At 53.7% G+C, this 21,114-nt stretch carries 15 protein-coding genes; 1 reads left to right on the top strand and 14 read right to left on the bottom strand.

Annotated features, from left to right (window positions below):
* Position 1: 1 nt before the first annotated feature.
* The 14 genes from AC3Y2E_RS23180 to AC3Y2E_RS23115 all read right to left on the bottom strand — a co-directional run bounded on the left by AC3Y2E_RS23180 (position 2) and on the right by AC3Y2E_RS23115 (position 19,621).
* A complete protein-coding gene (locus AC3Y2E_RS23180; RefSeq protein ID WP_379214584.1) occupies positions 2–838 on the bottom strand; it encodes a sugar phosphate isomerase/epimerase family protein in 837 nt (278 codons plus the stop codon).
* 87 nt (positions 839–925) lie between these two features.
* Positions 926–1,651 (bottom strand): ThuA domain-containing protein, encoded by a 726-nt coding sequence (locus AC3Y2E_RS23175; protein WP_379214582.1) that lies wholly within the window; start codon positions 1,649–1,651, stop codon positions 926–928.
* Positions 1,652–1,676: 25 nt separating this feature from the next.
* Positions 1,677–2,162, bottom strand: coding sequence for a DUF456 domain-containing protein (locus AC3Y2E_RS23170; RefSeq protein ID WP_190925497.1), 486 nt, complete (start codon positions 2,160–2,162; stop codon positions 1,677–1,679).
* A gap of 36 nt (positions 2,163–2,198) precedes the next feature.
* On the bottom strand, positions 2,199–2,945 hold the full coding sequence (locus AC3Y2E_RS23165) for a Cof-type HAD-IIB family hydrolase (RefSeq protein WP_379214579.1): 747 nt from the start codon (positions 2,943–2,945) through the stop codon (positions 2,199–2,201).
* A gap of 46 nt (positions 2,946–2,991) precedes the next feature.
* Positions 2,992–4,878: an asparagine synthase (glutamine-hydrolyzing) gene (gene asnB / locus AC3Y2E_RS23160; RefSeq protein WP_379214577.1), complete on the bottom strand. Its 1,887-nt coding sequence runs from the start codon at positions 4,876–4,878 to the stop codon at positions 2,992–2,994.
* A 209-nt stretch (positions 4,879–5,087) separates the two neighbouring features.
* Positions 5,088–6,149, bottom strand: a complete 1,062-nt coding sequence (locus AC3Y2E_RS23155; protein ID WP_379214575.1) for a Gfo/Idh/MocA family protein — start codon at positions 6,147–6,149, stop codon at positions 5,088–5,090.
* A gap of 189 nt (positions 6,150–6,338) precedes the next feature.
* Entirely contained in the window at positions 6,339–6,932 is a 594-nt protein-coding gene (locus AC3Y2E_RS23150; RefSeq protein WP_379214573.1) for a class I SAM-dependent methyltransferase, read from the bottom strand.
* Between the two features lie 193 nt (positions 6,933–7,125).
* Positions 7,126–7,347 (bottom strand): hypothetical protein, encoded by a 222-nt coding sequence (locus AC3Y2E_RS23145; RefSeq protein ID WP_379214571.1) that lies wholly within the window; start codon positions 7,345–7,347, stop codon positions 7,126–7,128.
* A gap of 128 nt (positions 7,348–7,475) precedes the next feature.
* On the bottom strand, positions 7,476–12,023 hold the full coding sequence (locus AC3Y2E_RS23140) for an S-layer homology domain-containing protein (protein ID WP_379214569.1): 4,548 nt from the start codon (positions 12,021–12,023) through the stop codon (positions 7,476–7,478).
* A gap of 844 nt (positions 12,024–12,867) precedes the next feature.
* Positions 12,868–14,862, bottom strand: coding sequence for a peptidoglycan D,D-transpeptidase FtsI family protein (locus tag AC3Y2E_RS23135; RefSeq protein WP_379214674.1), 1,995 nt, complete (start codon positions 14,860–14,862; stop codon positions 12,868–12,870).
* A gap of 200 nt (positions 14,863–15,062) precedes the next feature.
* On the bottom strand, positions 15,063–17,078 hold the full coding sequence (locus AC3Y2E_RS23130; RefSeq protein WP_379214567.1) for a peptidoglycan D,D-transpeptidase FtsI family protein: 2,016 nt from the start codon (positions 17,076–17,078) through the stop codon (positions 15,063–15,065).
* A 16-nt stretch (positions 17,079–17,094) separates the two neighbouring features.
* Entirely contained in the window at positions 17,095–17,808 is a 714-nt protein-coding gene (locus tag AC3Y2E_RS23125; RefSeq protein ID WP_332072001.1) for an HAD-IA family hydrolase, read from the bottom strand.
* Between the two features lie 182 nt (positions 17,809–17,990).
* Positions 17,991–19,145 carry a transglutaminase domain-containing protein gene (locus tag AC3Y2E_RS23120; protein ID WP_379214564.1) on the bottom strand — a complete coding sequence of 385 codons (1,155 nt, stop codon included), beginning with the start codon at positions 19,143–19,145 and terminating at the stop codon, positions 17,991–17,993.
* Between the two features lie 44 nt (positions 19,146–19,189).
* A complete protein-coding gene (locus AC3Y2E_RS23115) occupies positions 19,190–19,621 on the bottom strand; it encodes a hypothetical protein (protein ID WP_379214562.1) in 432 nt (143 codons plus the stop codon).
* A 208-nt stretch (positions 19,622–19,829) separates the two neighbouring features.
* Here AC3Y2E_RS23115 and AC3Y2E_RS23110 point away from each other — a divergent pair, with 208 nt between their 5' ends.
* Positions 19,830–21,020 carry an MFS transporter gene (locus AC3Y2E_RS23110; RefSeq protein ID WP_379214559.1) on the top strand — a complete coding sequence of 397 codons (1,191 nt, stop codon included), beginning with the start codon at positions 19,830–19,832 and terminating at the stop codon, positions 21,018–21,020.
* Positions 21,021–21,114: the final 94 nt, after the last annotated feature.

The following is a 21,114-nucleotide window of genomic DNA, read 5'->3' as shown; positions in this document are numbered from 1 at the left end:
CTCACACGCCTCCCGACTCCCGATCCGCGGATGGCAGAGCACGCATAAACTGCACATACTGCAGGAAAGCAAGCTCCGGCTCCTCCAGGTCCCGGTGCCACCTTTTCTCCCATTCGAACGTATACCACCCGTCGTAACCGCTTTCTTTCAATACCGAATAAATGTCGCGGAACGGAATGTCACCCTCGCCCATAAACCGGTAACGGAATTTCCCCGGTTCGCTCAAGTCCGGCAGCGAATCTTTCCAGTGCGTGTATGCGATGCGGGACCCGAGCGCCTGCCACGTCTTCTCCGGCCGTTCGCCAAGCATCCGGTAAGGGTGATGAACATCCCACAATACGCCGACTGCATCGGGCGACGTCCCCTCCAGCAGGAGCAGCATGTCTTCGCAGCTCGTCCAATCGTCATGCGTCTCGATGATCAGCTTCACGCCCGCCTGACGCAGCACCGGCTCCATCCGCGACAATTGGCCAGCGGCGATGTCCAAAGCTTCCTGCCTGCCCGTCCCGCCAAGCTTGCCGCCAAATGCCCGGATGTAAGGGGTGCCGAACCGCCGGCATAACTCGACGTACCGTTCCAGCTCCTTGAAATTTTGCTCCTCGCGTTCCTTGGACACCAGCGTAATCGAGCTGGAGAAGCAGGTGACGGCAAGCCCCGCCTCCTCCAAACGGCTGATCGTCTCCGCGCAATCGTCTGAGAACGGACGCGCCTCATACACATTCATCTGGTCCTGCAGCCCGCGGAAATCGACTCCGTCGAATCCATACCGTACCGCGCTGGCGATAATTGTCTCCAAGTCCCATTGCGGGCAGCCCAGCGTCGTAAAAGACAGCTTCATCCCAGTTCCTCCCCTATTCCGATCTGGATGTGCGAATTTAGAAAAACCCGCCTGGTCCTTCAGCCGGATCAGGCGGGTTGCTTGTGCTTACTGAACGCCTTTGATCGGCTCAAGCGGTTTGGCATTGCCGTACGTCTGACGAACGCCGTGTCTCGGAGCGGCCCAATTCACCGCATTGGAGATGACTTTCAGGACGTCTTTGTTGTAATAGGTCGGATACGTCTCGTGGCCCGGGCGGAAGTAAAAAACTTTGCCGTTGCCCCGGTGGTACGTGCAGCCGCTGCGGAACACTTCTCCGCCCTCGAACCAGCTGATAAAGACCAGCTCGTCCGGCGCCGGGATGTCAAAATGCTCGCCGTACATTTCCTCATGCTCGATCTCGAAATATTGGCCAAGCCCTTCCGCGATCGGATGCGCCGGATCGACGACCCAGATCCGCTCCTTGTCGCCCTGCTCGCGCCATTTCAGGTCGCAGCTCGTGCCCATCAGCTTTTTGAAAATTTTCGAGAAGTGGCCGGAGTGAAGCACGATAATGCCCATGCCTTGCAGGACGCGGCTATGTACACGGTTGACGATCTCGTCGGACACTTTGCCGTGTGCGCGGTGACCCCACCAGATGAGGACGTCGGTTTCGTTCAGCACTTCTTCGGTCAGCCCGTGCTCCGGCTCTTCCAGCGTCGCCGTACGGATTTGCAAGCCTTCCGCAGCGATTCCGTCGGCGATGGCGCCGTGGATGCCTTTTGGATAAATGCCGGCAATTTTCTCGTTTACTTTCTCGTGCTCATACTCATTCCAGATCGTGACTCGAATCATGTTCACTCAGCTCCCCGAAATTCATCTAATTGGATATGATCCATATAATAAACAGCACAATCATGAGCGTCTGCAAAATCAGCTTAACGATCGTGCTTGAAAGAAAACCGACTAATGCGCCGAGTCCGGCCTTCGTCGCCTGCTTCATATCAGCCCCGGTCAGCAGTTCGCCGATCCATGCCCCGATAAACGGGCCTGCGAGCAAGCCGATACCTGGTATGACGAACGGACCGACAATAATGCCGATCGTGCTCCCGATCACCGACGCCCGGGTTCCGCCGAACTTCTTGACTCCCCAGGCGCTTACGACATAGTCCGCGACCAGGATCGCGATGACGACGGACGTTTGCAGCAGCCAAAACCATACTCCGAATTCTGTGAAGCCGAAAAACAAGCCGTAGACGAAAAATGCCGCATATACCGCAAGCACGCCGGGCAATATCGGAAATATCGCTCCGGCCATCCCGACAACGAACAACACAACGACCAAAACCCAGCCCAAAATATCCACGAATCCAAGGCCTCCCGTTACCGTAAACGCTCCAGATTAGACGAGCACATGCTCTTTAATGATTTTGGCTACGGCGTGCTCGTTGTTGGTTACCGTAACGAGCTTGGCGGCGGCTTTGAGCGCGTCCTGGGCGTTGCCCATCGCTACGCCCAGTCCCGCCTCACGGATCATGGACATGTCGTTCATACTGTCGCCCATCGCCACCACTTCGGACATGTCGATGCCGAGCATATCGCATACTTGGCGAAGCCCGCTCGCCTTGCTGACTCCGATCGGATTGATCTCCAGATTGTGCGGATGCGAATTCGTAATCTCGTATATCCCCTGCTCGTGCAGCCATTCGAGGATGCGTGCCCGGCTGTCGTCGTTTTCGGTGAAAAAGCCGAATTTCAGCCACTGCAGCGAATCGAGGCTTTCCCCGGTCCACGTTTCCTTGTTGAACAGCCCTTCCACCGCGTATGCCCAATACCAGCTGTCGTACCGCTGAGCCAACGCGTGCATCGCCCGGATCTGATCGACGTCCATCAGCGTACGCTTCAGCAGCTCCCGCGGCGCTTTCCACACTTCGCTGCCGTTGACGGCTACGATCGGGCTGTTCAGGTTCAGTTTGTCGCAATACGGATACACGTTCTGAACGCCGCGGCCCGTAGACAGCATAACCATAACGCCTTCCTCAAGCGCCTTGAACATCCATTCGCGATTCTCGTCCGACACCTCGTGCTGACTGTTCAGCAGCGTGCCGTCCATGTCGAGCGCAAGCAATTTGTAACGACCGATACCCATCTGTACGTCCACTCCCTCTGTTCTATAACGATAGCGATCGAGCCGGTTACGAAACCGTTGCGCTTCTTTCGCGGCCGAAGTTCGTCCCTTCCTGCAAATATGTCGAGTGCCACATGCCGAAAATGTATACGGCCCACAGCAGGCGGGCGTAATCCCCTTGACCGCTCTGGTGAAGCTTCATCATCCGCTCCACTTCGGACATCTGAAGCACGTGATCGATGCCCGAGCCGCGAATGCTCTCCAGCAGCTCCGAGCCGCGGGCGCCTTTCAGCCAGTCGCGGAGCGGCACCGGAAAACCGAGCTTCGGACGGTTCAGGATGAAGTCGGGGATAATCCCCTCCATCGCTTTGCGGAATATGTACTTCGTCGTTCCGCCGCCGAGCCGGTACGATTGCGGAACCGTCCGCGCGAACTCGAACAGCTCCTTGTCGAGAAACGGAACCCGCAGCTCCAGCGAATGCGCCATCGTCATTTTGTCGGCTTTCATCAAAATATCGCCGGGCATCCACAGGTTCATATCGATATATTGCATCCGGGAAACCGGATCGAGATGTTTCGTCTTGTCGTAATATTGTCCGGCGACCTGCCAAGGATTCCTGTACGAGTCGAGCAAGCTCCGGTCATACCGGACGAGCCTCGCCTTCGCTTCTTCGCTGTACAGCTTGGCGTTGCCGAGAAACCGCTCCTCCAGCGGGGTCGTGGCGCGCAGCAAATAGTTGCGCCCGGTCAATCCGTTCGGCAGCAGCCGGGCAGCGGCATGCAGCATCCGCTTAAGCGGCAGCGGCAGCCAGGCCAGCGGACGAAGCGAGAGCGGCTCGCGGTAGATCCGGTAACCGCCGAACAGCTCGTCGGCGCCTTCGCCCGACAGGACGACGGTCACATGCTCCCGCGCCAGCTGCGCCACATGGTACAGCGCGATCGCGGAAGGATCGGCAACCGGCTCATCCTGATGCCAGACCGCTCTCGGCACGGAGTCGAAGAAGTCGCGTTCTGTAATAATTTTCGCATGGTGACGGGTTCCGAGCGCCGCAGCCGTTTCTTTGGCAATCACCGTCTCGTTGTTCGGTCCTTCGAATCCTACGGAGAACGTACGAATCGGTTCGATCGCCCGCATATGCGTTGCGATGGCCGTCGAGTCAATGCCGCTGGACAAGAAGCAGCCCCGTTCTACATCGCTGTGCATATGATGGATGACCGAATCTTTCAACCGCGCGCGCAGCTCTTCGACCATCTCGTCGAACGGCCGCTCGACCGGCGCGAACATCGGGTCCCAGTACCGCTTAATCTCCATCCGCCCGTCCGGCGTCACCGTCACCGTATGCGCAGGAGGCAGCTTCAAGATGCCTTCAAACATCGTATTCGGCTCGGGCACGTACTGGAACGTCAAATATTGCAGCAGGCTTTCGTCCCGGAGACGGCGATTGACGCCTTCCGCTTCAAGCAGACTTTTGATCTCCGACGCGAACAGGAAGCTTTTGCCGTCATGGATGTAATAAAACGGCTTGATTCCGAAATGATCCCGTGCGCCGAACAGCTTCTTGCGCCTGCGGTCCCAGATGACGAAGCCGAACATGCCGCGCAGGTGCTGGACGCAATCTTCGCCGTACTCCTCGTACAGATGGACGATTACTTCCGTGTCGGTCTGCGTCCGGAAGCTGTGCCCGCGGGCGAGAAGCTGCTCCCGCAGCGGCTGGTAATTGTAAATCTCGCCGTTAAATACGATCCATACGGACTCGTCCTCATTGCAAAGCGGCTGGTGCCCTTCCTTCAAGTCGATGATCGACAGCCGCCGGAAGCCGAGCCCGATGCCCGGGTCGGTCCAGGTTCCCATATCGTCGGGTCCCCGATGGTGGATCACGTCCATCATCGCCTGCAAGGAAGAAGCTTTTATTTCTCTATGATCGAAGTACATCATGCCGGTTATGCCGCACATTAGGTACAATCCTTTCTCTATCGCGATTCAAGCCAGCGGAACGCAGCTTAGGCCGGAGGCGCTACTCCTCTCCAGCTTTGCCCGCTTTCTCGTTTTGCAGACTCGCTCCTCCGTCGGCTTGACCGGACAAGCGTTTTCCGCAACAACTATAGAGTATACCATACCTTAGGCGGTTTTCGTAAAAAGATAGACTTGCTCAAGAGCAAGTTTTAATCGAGACGGATCTCACGGCCGAGCTTGGCCGATTCATAGATCGCGCACAAAATTTTAATCATATCCACGCCCTGCTCCGGCAGGAAAATAGGGTCAGCTTTCCCTTGCACGACATCAATAAAATGGTGAATGTTCGATTTATGGCCGCCGGAATCTTTTGGCAGCTGCGGTATGACGTTGCACAGCGTGCCCTCGATCTCCGTGAACAGCTTCAGGTCGTCGTTAAACAGGCTGAAGCCCGACTTCGTGCCGCGAAGCTCGATAAAACGCCCTTCGTTCTCGATATTGGACGCCCAACTGCATTCGAGCTGCAGTGTAGCTCCGTTATCGAAGCGGATAAACCCGGTCGCCAAATCCTCGACGTCGAACGTACCGCCCGCCTTTTTCTCGCCGAACGCTCCATGCACGGAATCGTTCAGATCGTTGCCCGCAAACTTCGTATACACGGAACCGCTTACTGCAACCGGTTTCGGATTGCCCATAATCCAGATCGCCAGGTCGATCATATGAACGCCGAGATCGATCAGCGGACCACCGCCGGACAGTTCCTTCGTCGTGAACCAGCCGCCTTTGCCGGGAATGCCTCTGCGTCGCACCCATCCACAGCGGCCCGTATAGATTTCGCCCATATGCCCTTTTTCCACATACGTACGCAAGAAATCCGACACCGGGCGGAAACGGTTGTTGCGCATCACCATAAGCACTTTCCCGCTCGCTTTGGCCGCCTCCGCCATCTTGACCGCTTCATCCGGATTGATCGCATCCGGCTTTTCGCAGAATACGTGCTTGCCGGCTTGAAGCGCTGCCACCGATACGACCGAATGGTACAAGTTCGGCGTACAGACGTTGACGACATCGACTTCGTCGCTGGCGATCAAATCGTTGTAATCGGAATAGACTTTGGCAATTCCATGGTCGTCGGCAAGCTTCTGAGCCGCTTCCTGATTCGCGTCGCAGACGGCGACGATTTCCGCATCGGGATGAGAGAGCCATGACGGCAAATGCGCATGTTTAAAAATATTGCCTACCCCTACCACACCTATCCGCAATTTCGACAATTCGGGCACCTTCCCTTGTCCATAGTTTTCCTCGCCTTCCATTATCAACGGTTGCACCATCGATGACAAGACAAAATTTAAAGTGATTGGCGGGGGAGCAGGTTCAGGGACAGGCGAGGCTTGGCGAGTCCGTCCTTCAGTATGGTAAGAGAATTATTATGTTAACTTTCGAAGCGTCACAGCCGCCTGCTATTTCCCGTTCCGGGCTTCGGCAACTAAAAAAAGCTTCTTGTACTTCCACTCGAGGTGCACGATTTGAAAGCCTGCCTGTTGAACAAAAGCGAGCGAGTTGCGATTCAGGTGGCAGCCTCCGCACATTTTCTTCCACGCTGGCGTCAGCCCTTGCTGCACCGCGTTCCATATCGGATGCTCAAGCAGGACGTGTTCGAACAGCAGCAGGGTACCTCCCGGCTTGCAAACCCGGCGGATCTCCGCGAGCGCCGCCAACGGATCGGGGATCGTGCACAGCACCAGCGTGCATACGACCGAATCGAACCGATTCGCTTCAAACGGCAGCCGCTCGGCTCCGGCTTGTACAACTTCAACCGGCACCGCCGATTGCTCGGCGCGTTGCAGCGATCGGGTCAGCATCACCGAATCCGGCTCGATCGCAACGACTTTGTCTGGGCTCCGGTAGAGGGGGAAGTTAATGCCCGTGCCGGAACCGATCTCCAGCACCGTTCCCCGGGCTCGGGCAAGCAGCGATTCGCGTATGGGGTGGAAGCTTTTCGTTTCCAGCGGCTTCATGATGGTGTCGTAGTACCGATTGAATAGTGGGCTCATGGGATCACGGCTTTCTGGGGGATAGTACTTATTGTTTATCTCCATTTGTTTTGAAAAATCTTACTAGCTTCAACCATTGCGCAGTATATTCCCGACGCTCCACTTTTAATGCAGTATGGAATGTTCTCGTAAAGGATGGGGCCGATCCAACTAATATATAAATAAAATTTTCCTTTGTGAAGGATACAATCTGCTAACTTTCTTCAAAATCAATATAAGGGCTGTCTAAAGTCCCTAAAGGAATATTCTCCTCATTATATTGCCGAATGTCTTTGTCTGCATGATCCCACCACGGAAAATCAACTAATATTCCAAATTTTCGGCTGAAATATTTAATGTGAATTCCCATCTTAGGATTAATAAACCAATGTAATATGTATTCTCTTTCCTCTCTAGTACCATACACAATTTTCATTTTAAACACCCTGAATCCCGAGGGAATTAGCCTTCAACAAAGTTATCTTAATATTAATTGAAGTGCAGGTATGAAAAAAAGCTGCCCTCCCGTCTAAACGGACGGAAGAGACAGCTCCTTACTTCTGCCTACTTATTCATAAATCCGACATGCTGCAACATCCTTTTGACCATAACCGCCACCTGAGCCCGCGATGCAGAATCGGCCGGTGCGAAAGTATCTTCGCCTACTCCGTTCATGAGACCCGCACGAAGCACGTCGGCGACAGCTGCTTGTGCCCATACGGATACCGTCTCGCGGTCCGCGAATGCCGATAACGGATCGGTGTTGGCGCTACCGCCTTCCGGTTGTCCTGTCATCTTTAAGGCACGGGAGATCATGAGGGCCATCTGTTCGCGCGTAACCGGCTCGTTGGGGGCGAATCGGTTATTTTCTACACCCGTCACCAGTCCTTTGTCAACGGCTGCCGCTACGGCTCCCGAGAACCAATCACTCCGTTGAACGTCCTCGAAGGTCGACTCTCCGCGTAACGGTTGGGCGATTCCCAGCGAACGTACGAGCAGCGCGGCGAATTCCGCACGCGTAATTTGCTGATCCGGAATGTACTGGCCCGCTGCCGCACCTTTGACGATCAGCTTGGAAGCGAGCAGCTCAATGTCCGCTTGAGCCCAGTGTCCTTCCAAATCGGCAAACGTCATCTTAGGCGTTTGTACGACGGAGTACAGGCTGTTGCCCTGCCGCATCATCCGCACCACGGATTGACCGTTGGCCACTGTAAATACCGCCGGAACAAAGTGAAGCTCATTCGTCACCGGATCGATCCGAACTGCGGTCGCTTCAGAACTGTTCACCGGCTGCCCAAGAGTAAAGGTCCGCGACACGAACGTACTGCCAAAATCGTCGATAGTCTGCTGCTTGCCGCCGTCCTTCGTTGAAATGGTAATGGAGAACTCCACTGGAAGCGTAAGCAGCGTTACCCCCGCTTGCTTCGCTTTTGTCTCCAGCTCTGTAGCCAACGGTTCGCCCACATTCTCGACGGTAATCGTCAAGCGGACGTCTTTCGGGTCGACGCCCAACTGCTTGGCTAGAGCTTGTACGTCAAACAATTGAACCGGCAAATCATAACTTACATTTTTGTAGGCAATCGATAAAACGGCGTTTTCCGTACCACTCGCGGCGCTCACCAGTGCTTCGACAGGTACAACTACCTTCGCATCGACAGACTCTCTCAAGTTGATAACCGCCTTGTTCGAATGGCCGCTTTGGGCTTGCTTAAATACCTCCGCAAGCTTCGCTCCGTCCAGCTCGGCGACCGTATACGCTTTACCGCCAATGGTTTCGGTTTTCGTTTGCGGCGTGTAGCTGCCTTTGTCTACTTTGCTATTGTCAGCGGTTGCCGGACTGCCCATCGGACCGCCGGGGCTACCACCTCCAGGACCGCTGCCGCTTTGCTCGGCTGCATATGCTTTCTCGGTGCGCAAGCTTTCGAGGTGCCCGGATCTTGTAACGGTAACGAATACGCTGCCGGAGCCGGTTCCGAGCTGAGCAATGCTTAACTCGGCGGATGTCCCCGCTGCCGACTTGGAAACTAGCGGTTCGGAGACAGTTGTGTCTCGGTACACCTTCACTACATCTCCGTATACAACCTCGGTCACCGTTACTTTGTCATCCGTACCCGCCCGGTTGTTGACCACCGAGATTTGATCGGCCGTCAGGGCCGGAGTTCTGATTAGGTTAACCGGCTCGGCGGCGTACGTTTTCTCCAAACGGTCGCTTTCGACATACAACTGGTTACTCACCGTAAAGAAAATAGATCCTTCAGTGACTCCGAGCTGTTTTACAGGAATCGTTACTGCATTCTGGAAAGCTATGACCGAAGCTATCGGATAGGGAACGGTTCTGTCGCGATATACTTTAATCTCGTTCCCTGGAATAAGTCCTGTAATCGTTATCGTATCCTCGGTTCCCTGCGGATTGTTGATTACCGTTATTTGTGAATCGCTCAGCATGGCTGAATAATTTCGATCCGTACCCGTTATGGGCATTGTATATGGCTCGCTTTCATGAGTACCGTCCCATGTATAAACCCCAATATACTTTGCATTTGCAGGGATTCGAGTATTCATCGGTATATGGGCGACCGGTGTATAATATCGTCCAAACGACTTTGCGGTCACTATATTCTGTATTTTATTGAGATTCTCATCTAAAAAGTAAGCATTATGCGAATTATTATTTGTTCCCGGACTAACGTATAGACGTCCTCCGATTTCTCCAAGATCGCCGTCTAAATCAAGAAAGGTAACATATGGTGTAGTTATATTTCGGTTGGTGTCGTTGCTCCGTATCGAATCAGCTGAATTATTATCCGAAATAGGAGCCATAAAATTACCGTTCATGTCGATCCATGATTGCTCTTCATATAAATTTACAGACACTATAGTCATATATCGTGTTGACGGCGGAATGTCCCCATACGGGATTGCCATCTCATAGAAGTACTTATTTTCTTTGCTTTTATAGAACTTCTTAGTGGATTCGATCTTCTCCATATTCATATCGAGAAACAACACTTCATAACCGGCTATGGACGTTTCATCGTAACTCGGGACCCAAGAAAGCTTTGGAGATATAAGCCCCCCTGTCGGATTCGTATCGGTAAACCAGATTCGATCTGCTTTTGCGAAAGGAGAATCCCACAACGGCTTGACTTCCCCGGTCTCGCTTTCCCCTTGATCGTTTTTGGCGAATATTCCCAACTTATTGGCTCCATCAGGCACCGGTGTATCGTAGTTGATGCTAACTGTGAAGTCAGTAAGTCCTCCCGGATATATTCGATTTACTTCGAGAATCGGCTTGATACGTTCATCATTTTCATTAAGGAAGTACACGACATATTTGGAGGCGTTACTACTTACCCAGAGTTCAAACCATTGAAGCCTTCCCCCGATTTCGGACGAATCCAAATCCTCATCCACAAAAGTAATTGGTCCATTGAGGGGAATACGCTCCGGTGTTCCACTTCCTCCAATCTGATCAGACACATTCTCTGATAGGATGTTATCAGCGACAAGAAGGTATCTGGGCTTGCCCCAAGACACATCTTCGTCATATGTGCCGTTCTTCCTCTTATATTTAATTTGAAGAAGCGCCGCACCTTCTGGCAGTTCACCTAATGAAAATTTTTGCACTTCCATCGACTTATTGAGCGGTACATCTGCAATTTTGTTGCCAATTACATTTCCGTTTATATCAGCGGGATAAAGCTCCATAACCGAGTGTGCAGGGTTCGGTTCATTCTCATGCCAGGATAATACAAAGTCTGTTTTCCCTCTCATTGGATTTGTGTCAGTGAGTGAAATACCCATAATATAAAGTTGACTGGTAAGCGCACTATCGTTAATCGGTACACTCGCCGCAACTGCGCTTTCACCTAATGCATTTTTAGTATATACCGCTATTCTCGTAGCTCCATCGGGAATAACAGTACGATAGATAATATTATACATCGCCGTGTACTTGTCTAGCTCAGCCAGCGCCGTGCCGATTTTTACACCTTGATCATCCGTATAATAAATGACGTAATTAGTTACATAATAAATATCTTCGGGAAATACCCAGCTTACCGATCCCGAGATAAAGCCTTCCCGACTGTCAACATCGTAAAATTTCAAGTTCGGTACCGGATGCTGCGGAACTTGGTCGGCCACTACTTCCTGCAATAGGGGATCAACAGATGCGTATTTTACCAATTTTTGCTCATCCGTGTAATAAATGAATACGCTCCCTTGGATGATGCAAACTTGCCCCGCTCTTGAAGGTAATGCCGCTGCTATCTTTCCGCTAAAGGTGTTATAGATTAGGTTGTTAGTAAATACATGTTCCGAATTCGCGTGAACAACGTTACTATCAAAACCGCCATACAGAAGAAGATCGGATTCGGCAAATTTAAGTTGTCCGAAATAAACCAAAAGATCATCAATAATCAGTTTCGAATTTGAACTACCGAGGTTCCAAGTCCCAGTAGCAGTAGTTTCACTTCTTTCTAAGTCCACCCTTGTTATATCACGCGACGTCCCAATATAAAGCGTCTTACCGGTCTTATCTAATGCCAGGTCAACGGCTGGCCCCGTCCATCCACTGATCGCAAATGCCTCGTCATGAGCGGTTACCATGTCGACAACTCGCAGCTCCGGCGTGTCCGGACTCGCATAATAGATTTTGCCGTTCACGGTTTCTAATGCAGCCGGAGAGTGGGACAGATTATATTCGTATACCGCTCCGGTAACCGTTCCGGCGTTCGTATCGACAGCTGCGATTTTGTTCGAGCCCTCCAGAGCCACGTATACTTTTCCATTATCGTAACTTATATCGCTCGGCGCCAAGCCGATATCAAATGAGTACACTACGGATAAAACAGTCGTGTCGATGGAGTAGAACTGGTTATTCGGCTTGGAAATCGCATAAATATATTTCCCGTCCGCGCTGGGAAGCCATCCTGTAATTTCATCCTGAAAATCAAGGCTTGTCCCGGTTGGCGATCCGCCCGTAGAACCGTCGGCATATACAGCCGTACTCCACAGTGGGACTGTAAAAACAGACAATAGATAGCAAATAACAAGCAGCACAGAGCATTTTCGCTTAACGGATCGTTCAAAGTACGAATGTGATCTCATGTTATCCTCCAAACTTTCTCAGGTAATGGCATAAAGTGTATTTAAATTGATAGCACTTACACTATGTCCTCCTATCTTTATTTATGGATATATTTACCTCAATTAGTATAACTCATGATTTTCGCAAATAATGTCGAATTTAGTAGATTAATATCTGTTCCTAAGGAAAAAGTATCAAATATTGGATAAAAACCGACCAACATCGTTCCCTTGACCTACCTACGGCTTCTACATCCCGCAATTCCTTCCGTCCCTTCTTTCCATCCGGAAGTCCCACTTCCTCTAATCCAGCCGCACCCGCTCCCGGAGCAAGATACCGGAAGCATTATTTCCGCTATTGCCAGAAAATCCTCTGCCAAAGTCCCATTTTACGTGAATAACGGCAGTAAAACTTCCGGTAAACACCGTTTCATCGCCCTGTTAGACGAATAGCGGAACTGTTTCTTCCGCTAACAACCAGCGCCAAACTCGCCGCCCTTCCCCGAACCGGCCAGACCAGACCGCCGACTCGAACACTCCAGCCCCCCCAAAACAAAGGGGCGCTCTCAAAAGTTACCTTGCTACTATTTTTGAGCCTACTGAGAAACCGGTTTTCCGCAATCAACAAAAAGAACCCCAGCCTCCACTCTACTGTGGAATTTGAGGTCCTCCATATAGAAATAGGAAGTTCTCACCCATGTCATGCGAACACTCTGGCGACTTCCACCGATGGTTATATCTAGCTTAGCTAGCCGCGCAGCACGCAGGACACAAAAAAACGCCTGCTATAAACAGGCGTTTCCGATTTACAAACTATCCGCGCTCAGCATTGCATACGCCGCGCCATTACCGCAATGCCAACTCCCTACCGTCCCGCCGCCGCTTCGTTCGGATCGCCCACCGGCACGCCGGTCAAGCCGATGGCGCTGTCGTAGGCGTCGAACATTTTGCGCGCGATCGGGGCGGCGCCGCGTCCGCCGAAGCGGCCTTCGGGGACGACGACAGCGACGGCCAGCTTCGGCTTGTCTGCTGGCGCGTAAGCGATAAAGACCGCATTGTCGACGGTGTCGCCGCCGACCGATTGGGTCGACGTCCCGGTTTTGATCGCCACCCGGTACGGGAAGTCGCTGAAGCCTTCGGCTTTGACGAGTTCCATACCTCGCTGGATGACGTCCCAATGCTCCTTCGCGAACGTTTCCTGGTTCAGCACTTCTTTCTGAAACTCCTGAACGGTCTGATCGTCAAAGGTGGTGATCTTCTCGACAAACTGCGGCTTCAACCGGGTCCCCCGGTTGGCCAGCATTGAGGTGAACTGCGCCAGCTGCAAGGTCGTATATTTCCCCAGCTGTCCCCAGGTGGCGCGGACGAGCGCCGCTTGCGGGCTATATTTTTTGGCGGTGTCCAGGTAGTCCTTCAACCCGACCGACTCGCCCGGCAACCCGCTGCCGGTGGAGACACCCAGCCCGAACTTCTCCATATACGTATCCCACACCTTGACCGCATCGGTATTCGGGCGGAAATAGAGACGGTTCCCGATCATCGCCATGTACGTATTGGAGGAATGCTGAATCGCCTGGTACGCGGTGATCGGTCCGAACCGCTTGGAGTCGGAGTTGGTCAGCCGTTCTTTATTGTCTTTGCCGAAATAAAACACGCCGGTATCCTCGTAAATTTCATTGGCTGTCACGAGTCCTTCATTCAGCCCCATCAATACGGTAAGCGGCTTAATCGTCGAACCCAGATACACGAGCGAGGTCGGATGCTTGTTCAGCTCTTTCTGGTCCGCGTAAGGCGGGCGCACTTCGCTGATCGTGCCGTTCCGTACAAAAAAATGGTTCGCTTCATAGTAGTCCGGCTTCATGCCCCCATACCACTGGTTCGGATCGTAATCCGGGTAACTCGCCATCGCGACGACCTTACCCGTATCGACCTCCATCGCCACCGCATACCCTGTAATCGCATTGGGCGCATAGGTCCACGAATCCCGCGCGGGACTGCGAATGTATTTCAAATGATCCTGGATCGCTTGCTGCGTAGCGAGCTGGACCTCACTGTCGATCGTCAAAAACAGGTTATGCCCTTTATCCGGCTTCGTCAGCGATACCGGTCCGACGATTTTGCCCATCGCGTCGACCGGATAGCTTTTCACCCCGTTTTTGCCACGCAGCTCCTCCTGGTACATCAGCTCGATCCCGTCGAACCCGACATACTCGTTATCCAAATATTTTTCCGTCGGATCGGTCGATTTCGCCTTTTCCCGGTAAAAACTCAACCCGTTCGTCGGATTGCGCGCCGCGGAAAACTTCTTCAAATACCCGACCAATTGGACCGCAATCCGCTTATCGTTATATTGCCGGATGCTCTCCTCCTGAATGTCGATGCCCTTGAAGTTGTCCCGGTTCCAGGAGAAGTAGGCGATCTCCTCCTCCGTCAGCCCGTCTTTGATTTTCCGCGGGACGGAGTAATAACTCGGGTCCTTCGTTTTGTTCAGGTTGAGGTCGTATCCGACATCCATCATCGTGATGATTTCTTCGGCGGTGGGCTGCACGACCGTTTTGGAGCCGTACAGCTGGAACGCTTCGGCCAGGTGCCTGGCCAGCGCCACAACCTCTTCGCGGTTTTTATTACCGGGCTCGACCGTATAATACAGCGATTGTGTCGATATCGATACGGCGAGCGGATAGTTGTTCCGGTCGAAAATATTGCCGCGGATCGGCGGGATCGCATGAGGCGTATTCGTGTGACGTTCCTTCTCCTCCGCGTATTTCTCGCCCTCCACAACCTGCAGCAGCGCTAAGCGGAAAATTAAGACGGAAAACAATAGAAAGATGCAAAAGAAAAAAAAGTTAGTGCGAAACATAAAGTGGCGGCGTATCGTCAACTGCTTCTTATCCAGATCTTCGCTATTCACGGTAATTGCAGAGCTCCTTGACAGATTTCTTGTATATGAATTGGACGAATGACAGGCCGATTCGGTTCGATCGGCGGCGCTAGCCAAAAAAAAGCAATCCCCGCACATCGGCATCGGGAATTGCGATTACGGATTACGGTTATTTCGGCCTACTGGCCGGCATTCGGGTTAGGCGTTCCGGTCAGGCCGATGGAATGGTCGTAGGCATCGAATATTTTCCTTGCAATCGGCGCCGCTCCATAAGAACCGAAGCCGCCTTCCGGTACGACGACCGCAATCGCCAGCTTGGGCTTCTCGGCTGGAGCATAAGCGATAAACACCGCGTTATCGACGTCCTTGCCGGCGACGCTTTGGGTGGACGTTCCGGTTTTGGTGGCCACCGTGTGCGGAAACCCGTCGAAGCCCTGCTTATTGACCTGCTCCATTCCCCTCTGGATCGTATTCCAATATTCTATCGGATATTGAACCTCGTTCAGCACCTCGGGTTCCGGTTTTCTGACAAGCTGGCCGTCGAACGTTTCGAACTTATCGACAAATTGCGGCTTCATCCGCTTCCCGCGATTAGCGAGCATCGCCGTAAATTGAGCGAGCTGGAGCGTCGTATATTTCCCCATCTGCCCCCACGCGGCACGGGCGAGCGCAGATTGCGAGCTCGCTTTTTGAGCCTCGGTTTTGTATTCGGCCACGCCGGCCGTCTCCCCGAGCAGCCCGCTTCCGGTCAAGACGCCGAGACCGAACTGCTTCATATAGCTGTCCCAGACGTCCAATCCGCCAGGGCGCGAGTATAAACGGAGGCCGATCATATCGATCATGTACGTATTCGACGAACGGGCGATAGCGGTCACGGCATTCAGCGGCCCCCAAGCTCTTCCGTCGGAGTTGCTGATCGTCGTCTTGTCCTTGCCGAACGAGGTGGATCCTCTGTCGTTGTAAATTTCGCCTGCGGTGATTAGCTTCTCCTGCAAACCCAACAGCACGGTTAAGGGCTTGATCGTGGAGCCGAGATAAACGAGCGAGGAAGGATGCTTCGCGCGGTCCTTCGGATTCGGCCAATTAGCCGGAACGTCGGAGATCGTCCCGTTGCGGTAGTACAGCAAAATGCTGTTCCATTCTTCATCCGTCAACCCGCCGTACCAAAGGCTCGGATCGTAATCGGGCATGCTGGCCATCGCGACGACATTGCCGGTATCGACCTCCATCGCCACTGCATAACCGGTCGTTGCATATGGGGCGTAGGTGTAGCGGTCCCTGCCCGGACTTTTAATGTAGTCAATATGGGAGAGGATCGCCTCTTGGGCCGTCAACTGCACATCCTTGTCGATCGTCAAATACAAGTTTAGCCCTTTTTCCGGCCGCGTCAGCTTGACCGGTCCGACGATTTTCCCTTCGGCGTTCACCGGGTACGTTTTCACCCCGTTTTTGCCGCGCAGCTCCTCCTGGTACATGTACTCGATGCCGTCGAAGCCGACGTATTCGTTGTCGAGATATTTCTCGGTCGGGTCGGTCGACTTCGCTTTCTCCTGATAAAACTTCAGCCCGTTCGTATTGCGCGCCCCGGAAAACTGCTTCAAATACCCGGTCAGCTGGACGGCAATCCGCCGCTTGTCTTCATATTGACGGATGCTTTCCTCCTGAATGTCGATTCCTTTAAAATCGTCCCGGTGCCAGGAGAAAAACGCAACCTCTTGTTGCGAAAGATCACCTTTGATTTTTCTTGGTACGGAGTAAAAGCTTGCATCCTTCGTTTTGTTTTTGTTCAAATCATAGCCGACATCCATCAGCTTAATAATCTCTTCGGCCTTCAGCGTCGTGTCCCCGTTTAAAGCGAAAGCCTGCTCCAGATTTCGGGCCAGCTCGATAACCGCATCTTTATTCCGGTTGCTGGAATCGACCGTGTAATACAGCGATTGCGTCGATACCGACGTAGCGATCGGATGGCTGTCTCTTGTAAAAATATTGCCGCGGATCGGCGGGATCGCATGGGACGTAATCGTCCGATTCAATTCCTCCTCGGAATACCGCTTCCCCTCCACAAATTGAAGCAGCGCCAGCCGAACGATCAAGATCGAGAACAACAAAAACGTACAAAAAAACAATAAATTCAGCCGGAGCGAAAAGTGCCGGCGCTTGATCAGCTCTTTTTTGGCGGGATCTTCCATATCCATGGAGGTCGTTCACTCCTTACACGAGTTCGCGCAGCGAGAGAATTCCGTCTCCGGTCATGTAGCCGTAACGTTTGATCTTGACTGCGCGGATGCCGACTTGGTTCGGCGCCCATATATCGTTTTTGTCGTGGTCCCCGACGTACAGCACATCCTCCGGAAGGAGGCCGGACTGTTCGAGAGCCAGACGGAAAATAGCCGGATTCGGTTTCTCCAGACCCACCTCAGTGGACACGATAACCGGATCGAAATAATGCAAAATCCCTTTATGACGCAAAATGGAAGTAAGCGTGGGAGCGAAGTTCGAAATAATGCCCAGCCGGAAACCCGAGGCGCGAAGACGCTCCATCGTCTCCGTCACATCGTCGAACAGCTCGTATTGCTCGGGGGAAGTAAACAGATCGTACAGCTCGTGGCTCCAGCCGTGAATGATCTCTTCCTCGCCCGGCTCGCTTGTTGCTCCAAGCCGGTTCAATATATGCGTGTAGATGCCGACCCAGAACGCCCGGTCCGATTCCGGGGAGCACACCTCTGTGCCGTCCGATACTTTCCCGTAATAAAACGTCCGGAACGCTTCGTCAAACAGTTCTCCGATCTGTTCCTTCTCCCGGTGAAAGTCTCTCTCGGCCAAATAGCGGTGCATCGTCTCCTGCGCGCCGGGAATCGTGATAAGCGTGTCGCCTACATCAAAAAAAACAGCCTTGAAGCCGTTTAGAGTAAGAGTTGTCGTCATGCTGGTCTCCTTGCTGAATAAGGTGAAATAAGGGTTTGATCACCTCCATAGTGTACCATAATCCGGAGCTTCAATGCCAAAGAGTTACAGCCGCGAACGGGATAAATTTCTGTCAAATCCTTTCGGATAAAACCGGGGATCGCCAAACAAAAAAACGGCACCCTCAGGCACCGGCTTCCGCGTCAAGCGTCGCGTATATGCGTTTTGTCGAACCCCTGCGGATTGAACCAGTTGCCGCCGCTCGACACCCAGGTCGAATCCAGCGGAACCCATTCGTTGTTCTCGGCCAGAAACACCTCGTTCCAGGCATGCGGACCGTAGCCGCCCCGCCCGTCGGATCCGAGCCCGGTCACCACCTTGACGTCCAATCCGACCGCCCGGGCCATGACCGCATACAACCGCGAATAATCGATACATACGCCCAGCTTTGTTGCGAACGTATCCTCCGGCGTCTGCTCTTTCCAGATCCGCTTCTGTTCGTACTGCTCGACCTTGTCGTAGTCGTACTGGACCCGGGTGCCCACCCACTGGTAGAGCGCTCTCGCCTTCGCTTCGTCGGTTTCCTTGCCCGCGGTGATCTGCTTGGCCGCTTCGGCGATGTCGCTTGGAATCCGGGCGTCGATGACCTCGTATTTGCGCTGCAAAATTTGGCTGAATTCCTGCTCGACCGCCTTGGCGAATACCGGAAGCCGCTGCTGCAGCAGCTCCCCGCCCGCCGGCTCGACTACCCGGGCCGCTCCTTCGGCGTACAACGTCGAGGCTTGTACGTATCGGGTAAAGGGCGACTCCGGAAACAGCGCCGTATAGACGAACAGGCACGCGATAACCAGCAGCGCCCGTCCGCAGCCGATTAACGTGCCGATCGCTCCGCCTACTCCGCTGCTCATCCATGACCGTCCGGTCCCGCCCGCGGGAGATTTGCCCATCAGCCCCGTACCATAGGCGATAAACAGCCAGAGCCGGAGCAGGATCGCTTTGCACACCGTATAGGCAAGCACGAACACCGTGCCGACCCGCAGCAGCGGGAAATCGCGAATTCCCGTAACGAACGTGTAGTACATCTGGCGGAACAGGCCGAGCTCTTCATCCGGATAAACGATCTGCCTCGACTTGAGCCACTCTTCCACAACCGGCGACAACGCGGCCGCAAGCTTCCATGCCACGATCACGCTGACGACCGTAGCCGCTCCCTCGGCCGCGAATTGCATGAACCGCTGAGCGGAGCCGGTTGCTCCGCGTGTCGCTCCTTGCAGAACCGATACTAGTACAATAATGATAAGGACAACCGTAACCAGGTTAACGGGAAACATTGGCTGAAGCCATTCGATACCGCCCATTCGTGATCCCCCCTCCGTTCCAGCATGAACGGAAACGGAACCGTTTAACCGTTCTTCTTCGCGGTTTCAATTACTTTTTTCAACGTTTCGTCAAGCGAAACTTCGGCGGACACTCCGGCTACTGTGATTTTCACTTTGTCCGCTCCCGTCTTTCCTTCAAGCTTGATGCTGCCTGATGTAATCGTATACGTGCCGTCCCCGTTATCCTTGTAAGTGGCGTCCTTGCCGGCCAGCCCCTGGACGGCCTTCTCCTTTAATTCCCCGACCGCCTCTTTGGCGGCCGTCGCGACGTTTTGCCCCAGATCTTTCAGCTCGTCCGTATAGGTGACGCCATAGTAAAACAGACCGGCCACGATCGCAGCCACGATGACCCATTTGATCAGCGTTTTAACAATTTTAATCACGACGAACAGTACGACCAGGGCGATAACGACAACGAGCCACCGATCCTGCAAAAATGCAACAAGCTGCTCCATCCTAAGTTCATCCTTTCGACAACGGGATAATCTGATCCATATATACGATATTTAGATTATCACACAACAAGCTTGAATCAAACTGCAACATAACGCGAAATTCAAGCCCGGACAGGCCGATTTCGCCTAATCTTCCCCCTTTAGGCATAACCGGCGGCCCTAAGACGTACAAGTTATGGATAAGAGACAAGCGAAGAGGAGGATTGAGATGAAAACCGCTTTATGGCTGTACCTGTTCATGTTCGTCGCTTTTTTTGATCTGCATGCCCAGTATCCGATCCTGACACCGTTCGCCATATCGCTCGGAGCCGCTCCGACTTTCATCGGCTGGATGATGGGCATGTATTCACTAACCCACCTCCCCGGCAACCTGCTCGCCGGTTACTGGGTGGACCGGTACGGCAGCAAATGGTTTATCGCCATCAGCCTGGTCTGTGCCGGAATGCTGCTGCTCGTGCAGTCTTATGTCGCCGATCCGTGGCAGCTGCTGGCGATCCGTTCGGTCAGCGGGTTCGTCCTCGCCTTTCTGTCCCCGGCCTGTCTGGCGATGCTCGCCAAGCTGGGGCGCTCCAGAACGCACCAGGGGAAGCTGATGGCGGGCAACGGTCTGGTGCACACGCTGGCCTCGGTCGTCTCGCCCGCCGCCGGCGCCTTTCTTGTCGCAGAGGTCGGCTTTACGACGGCATTCTCCGTGCTTGGCTGGGCGCTGATCGCTGTCGGCGGCGTGGCGGCGTTTTTTATTCGCGAACCGAAGACGGCCGCAGCGCTCTCAGACGGCTCCCCGGTGCATCATCACCATGGCGCGGTCCCGGCGCCGGAAGCCTCCCTGCCGCCCGTGCCCGATTCGGTCAAACGGATTCCGTGGCTGTTCTACGGAGTGCCACTCGCGCTGGCTTGCTCCCAAGGCATCCTGTTTTTCGAGCTGCCGCTGCTGCAATCTTCCCAGCAATCGCTGTTAACGTCCGGACTGCTGTTTTCGATGGTCAGCCTGGGCGCTTTATTGACGCTCAGCCTGATGTTCCTTCACCGGTATTCCCCCTTCGTCCGGGCGGCGGCGGGCTCGTTCGCGCTGGCTTTAACGTTTTTCGGGCTTGCCGTCGAATGGCCGCTGCCGCTGACGGTGTCGCTTTTTATGATCGGCATGGCGAAAGGCGTCATCTTCCCGGCGACGGCCGCGCTGCTGGCCAGCTTGTCGAGCGCCAGCCGTTACGGCCGGGTGTTCTCCCTGTTGTCGATCTCCTCGTCGATCGGCGCCTTTATCGGCCCGATCACAGCGGGACAGTTCCGGCACGCCGTATCCCCCTATTTTATCGCCTTTCTCGGCCTGATGCTCGCTCTGGTCCTTCTCACTCCGGGGAAATTCCGCTCTACGCCGGATGCACCTCCCGTAGCGGATTGAAACGCAAGCCTTGGGTAACCGCGCAAGGCCGATGCCCATTTTATCCGGGCTGGGTGTTTGCACAGGCGATTGGCCCGCCTTGGTAATACGATGT

It is taken from the genome of Paenibacillus sp. MAH-35 (assembly GCF_058135425.1).
This window is presented reverse-complemented; position numbering and strand designations above follow the sequence as displayed.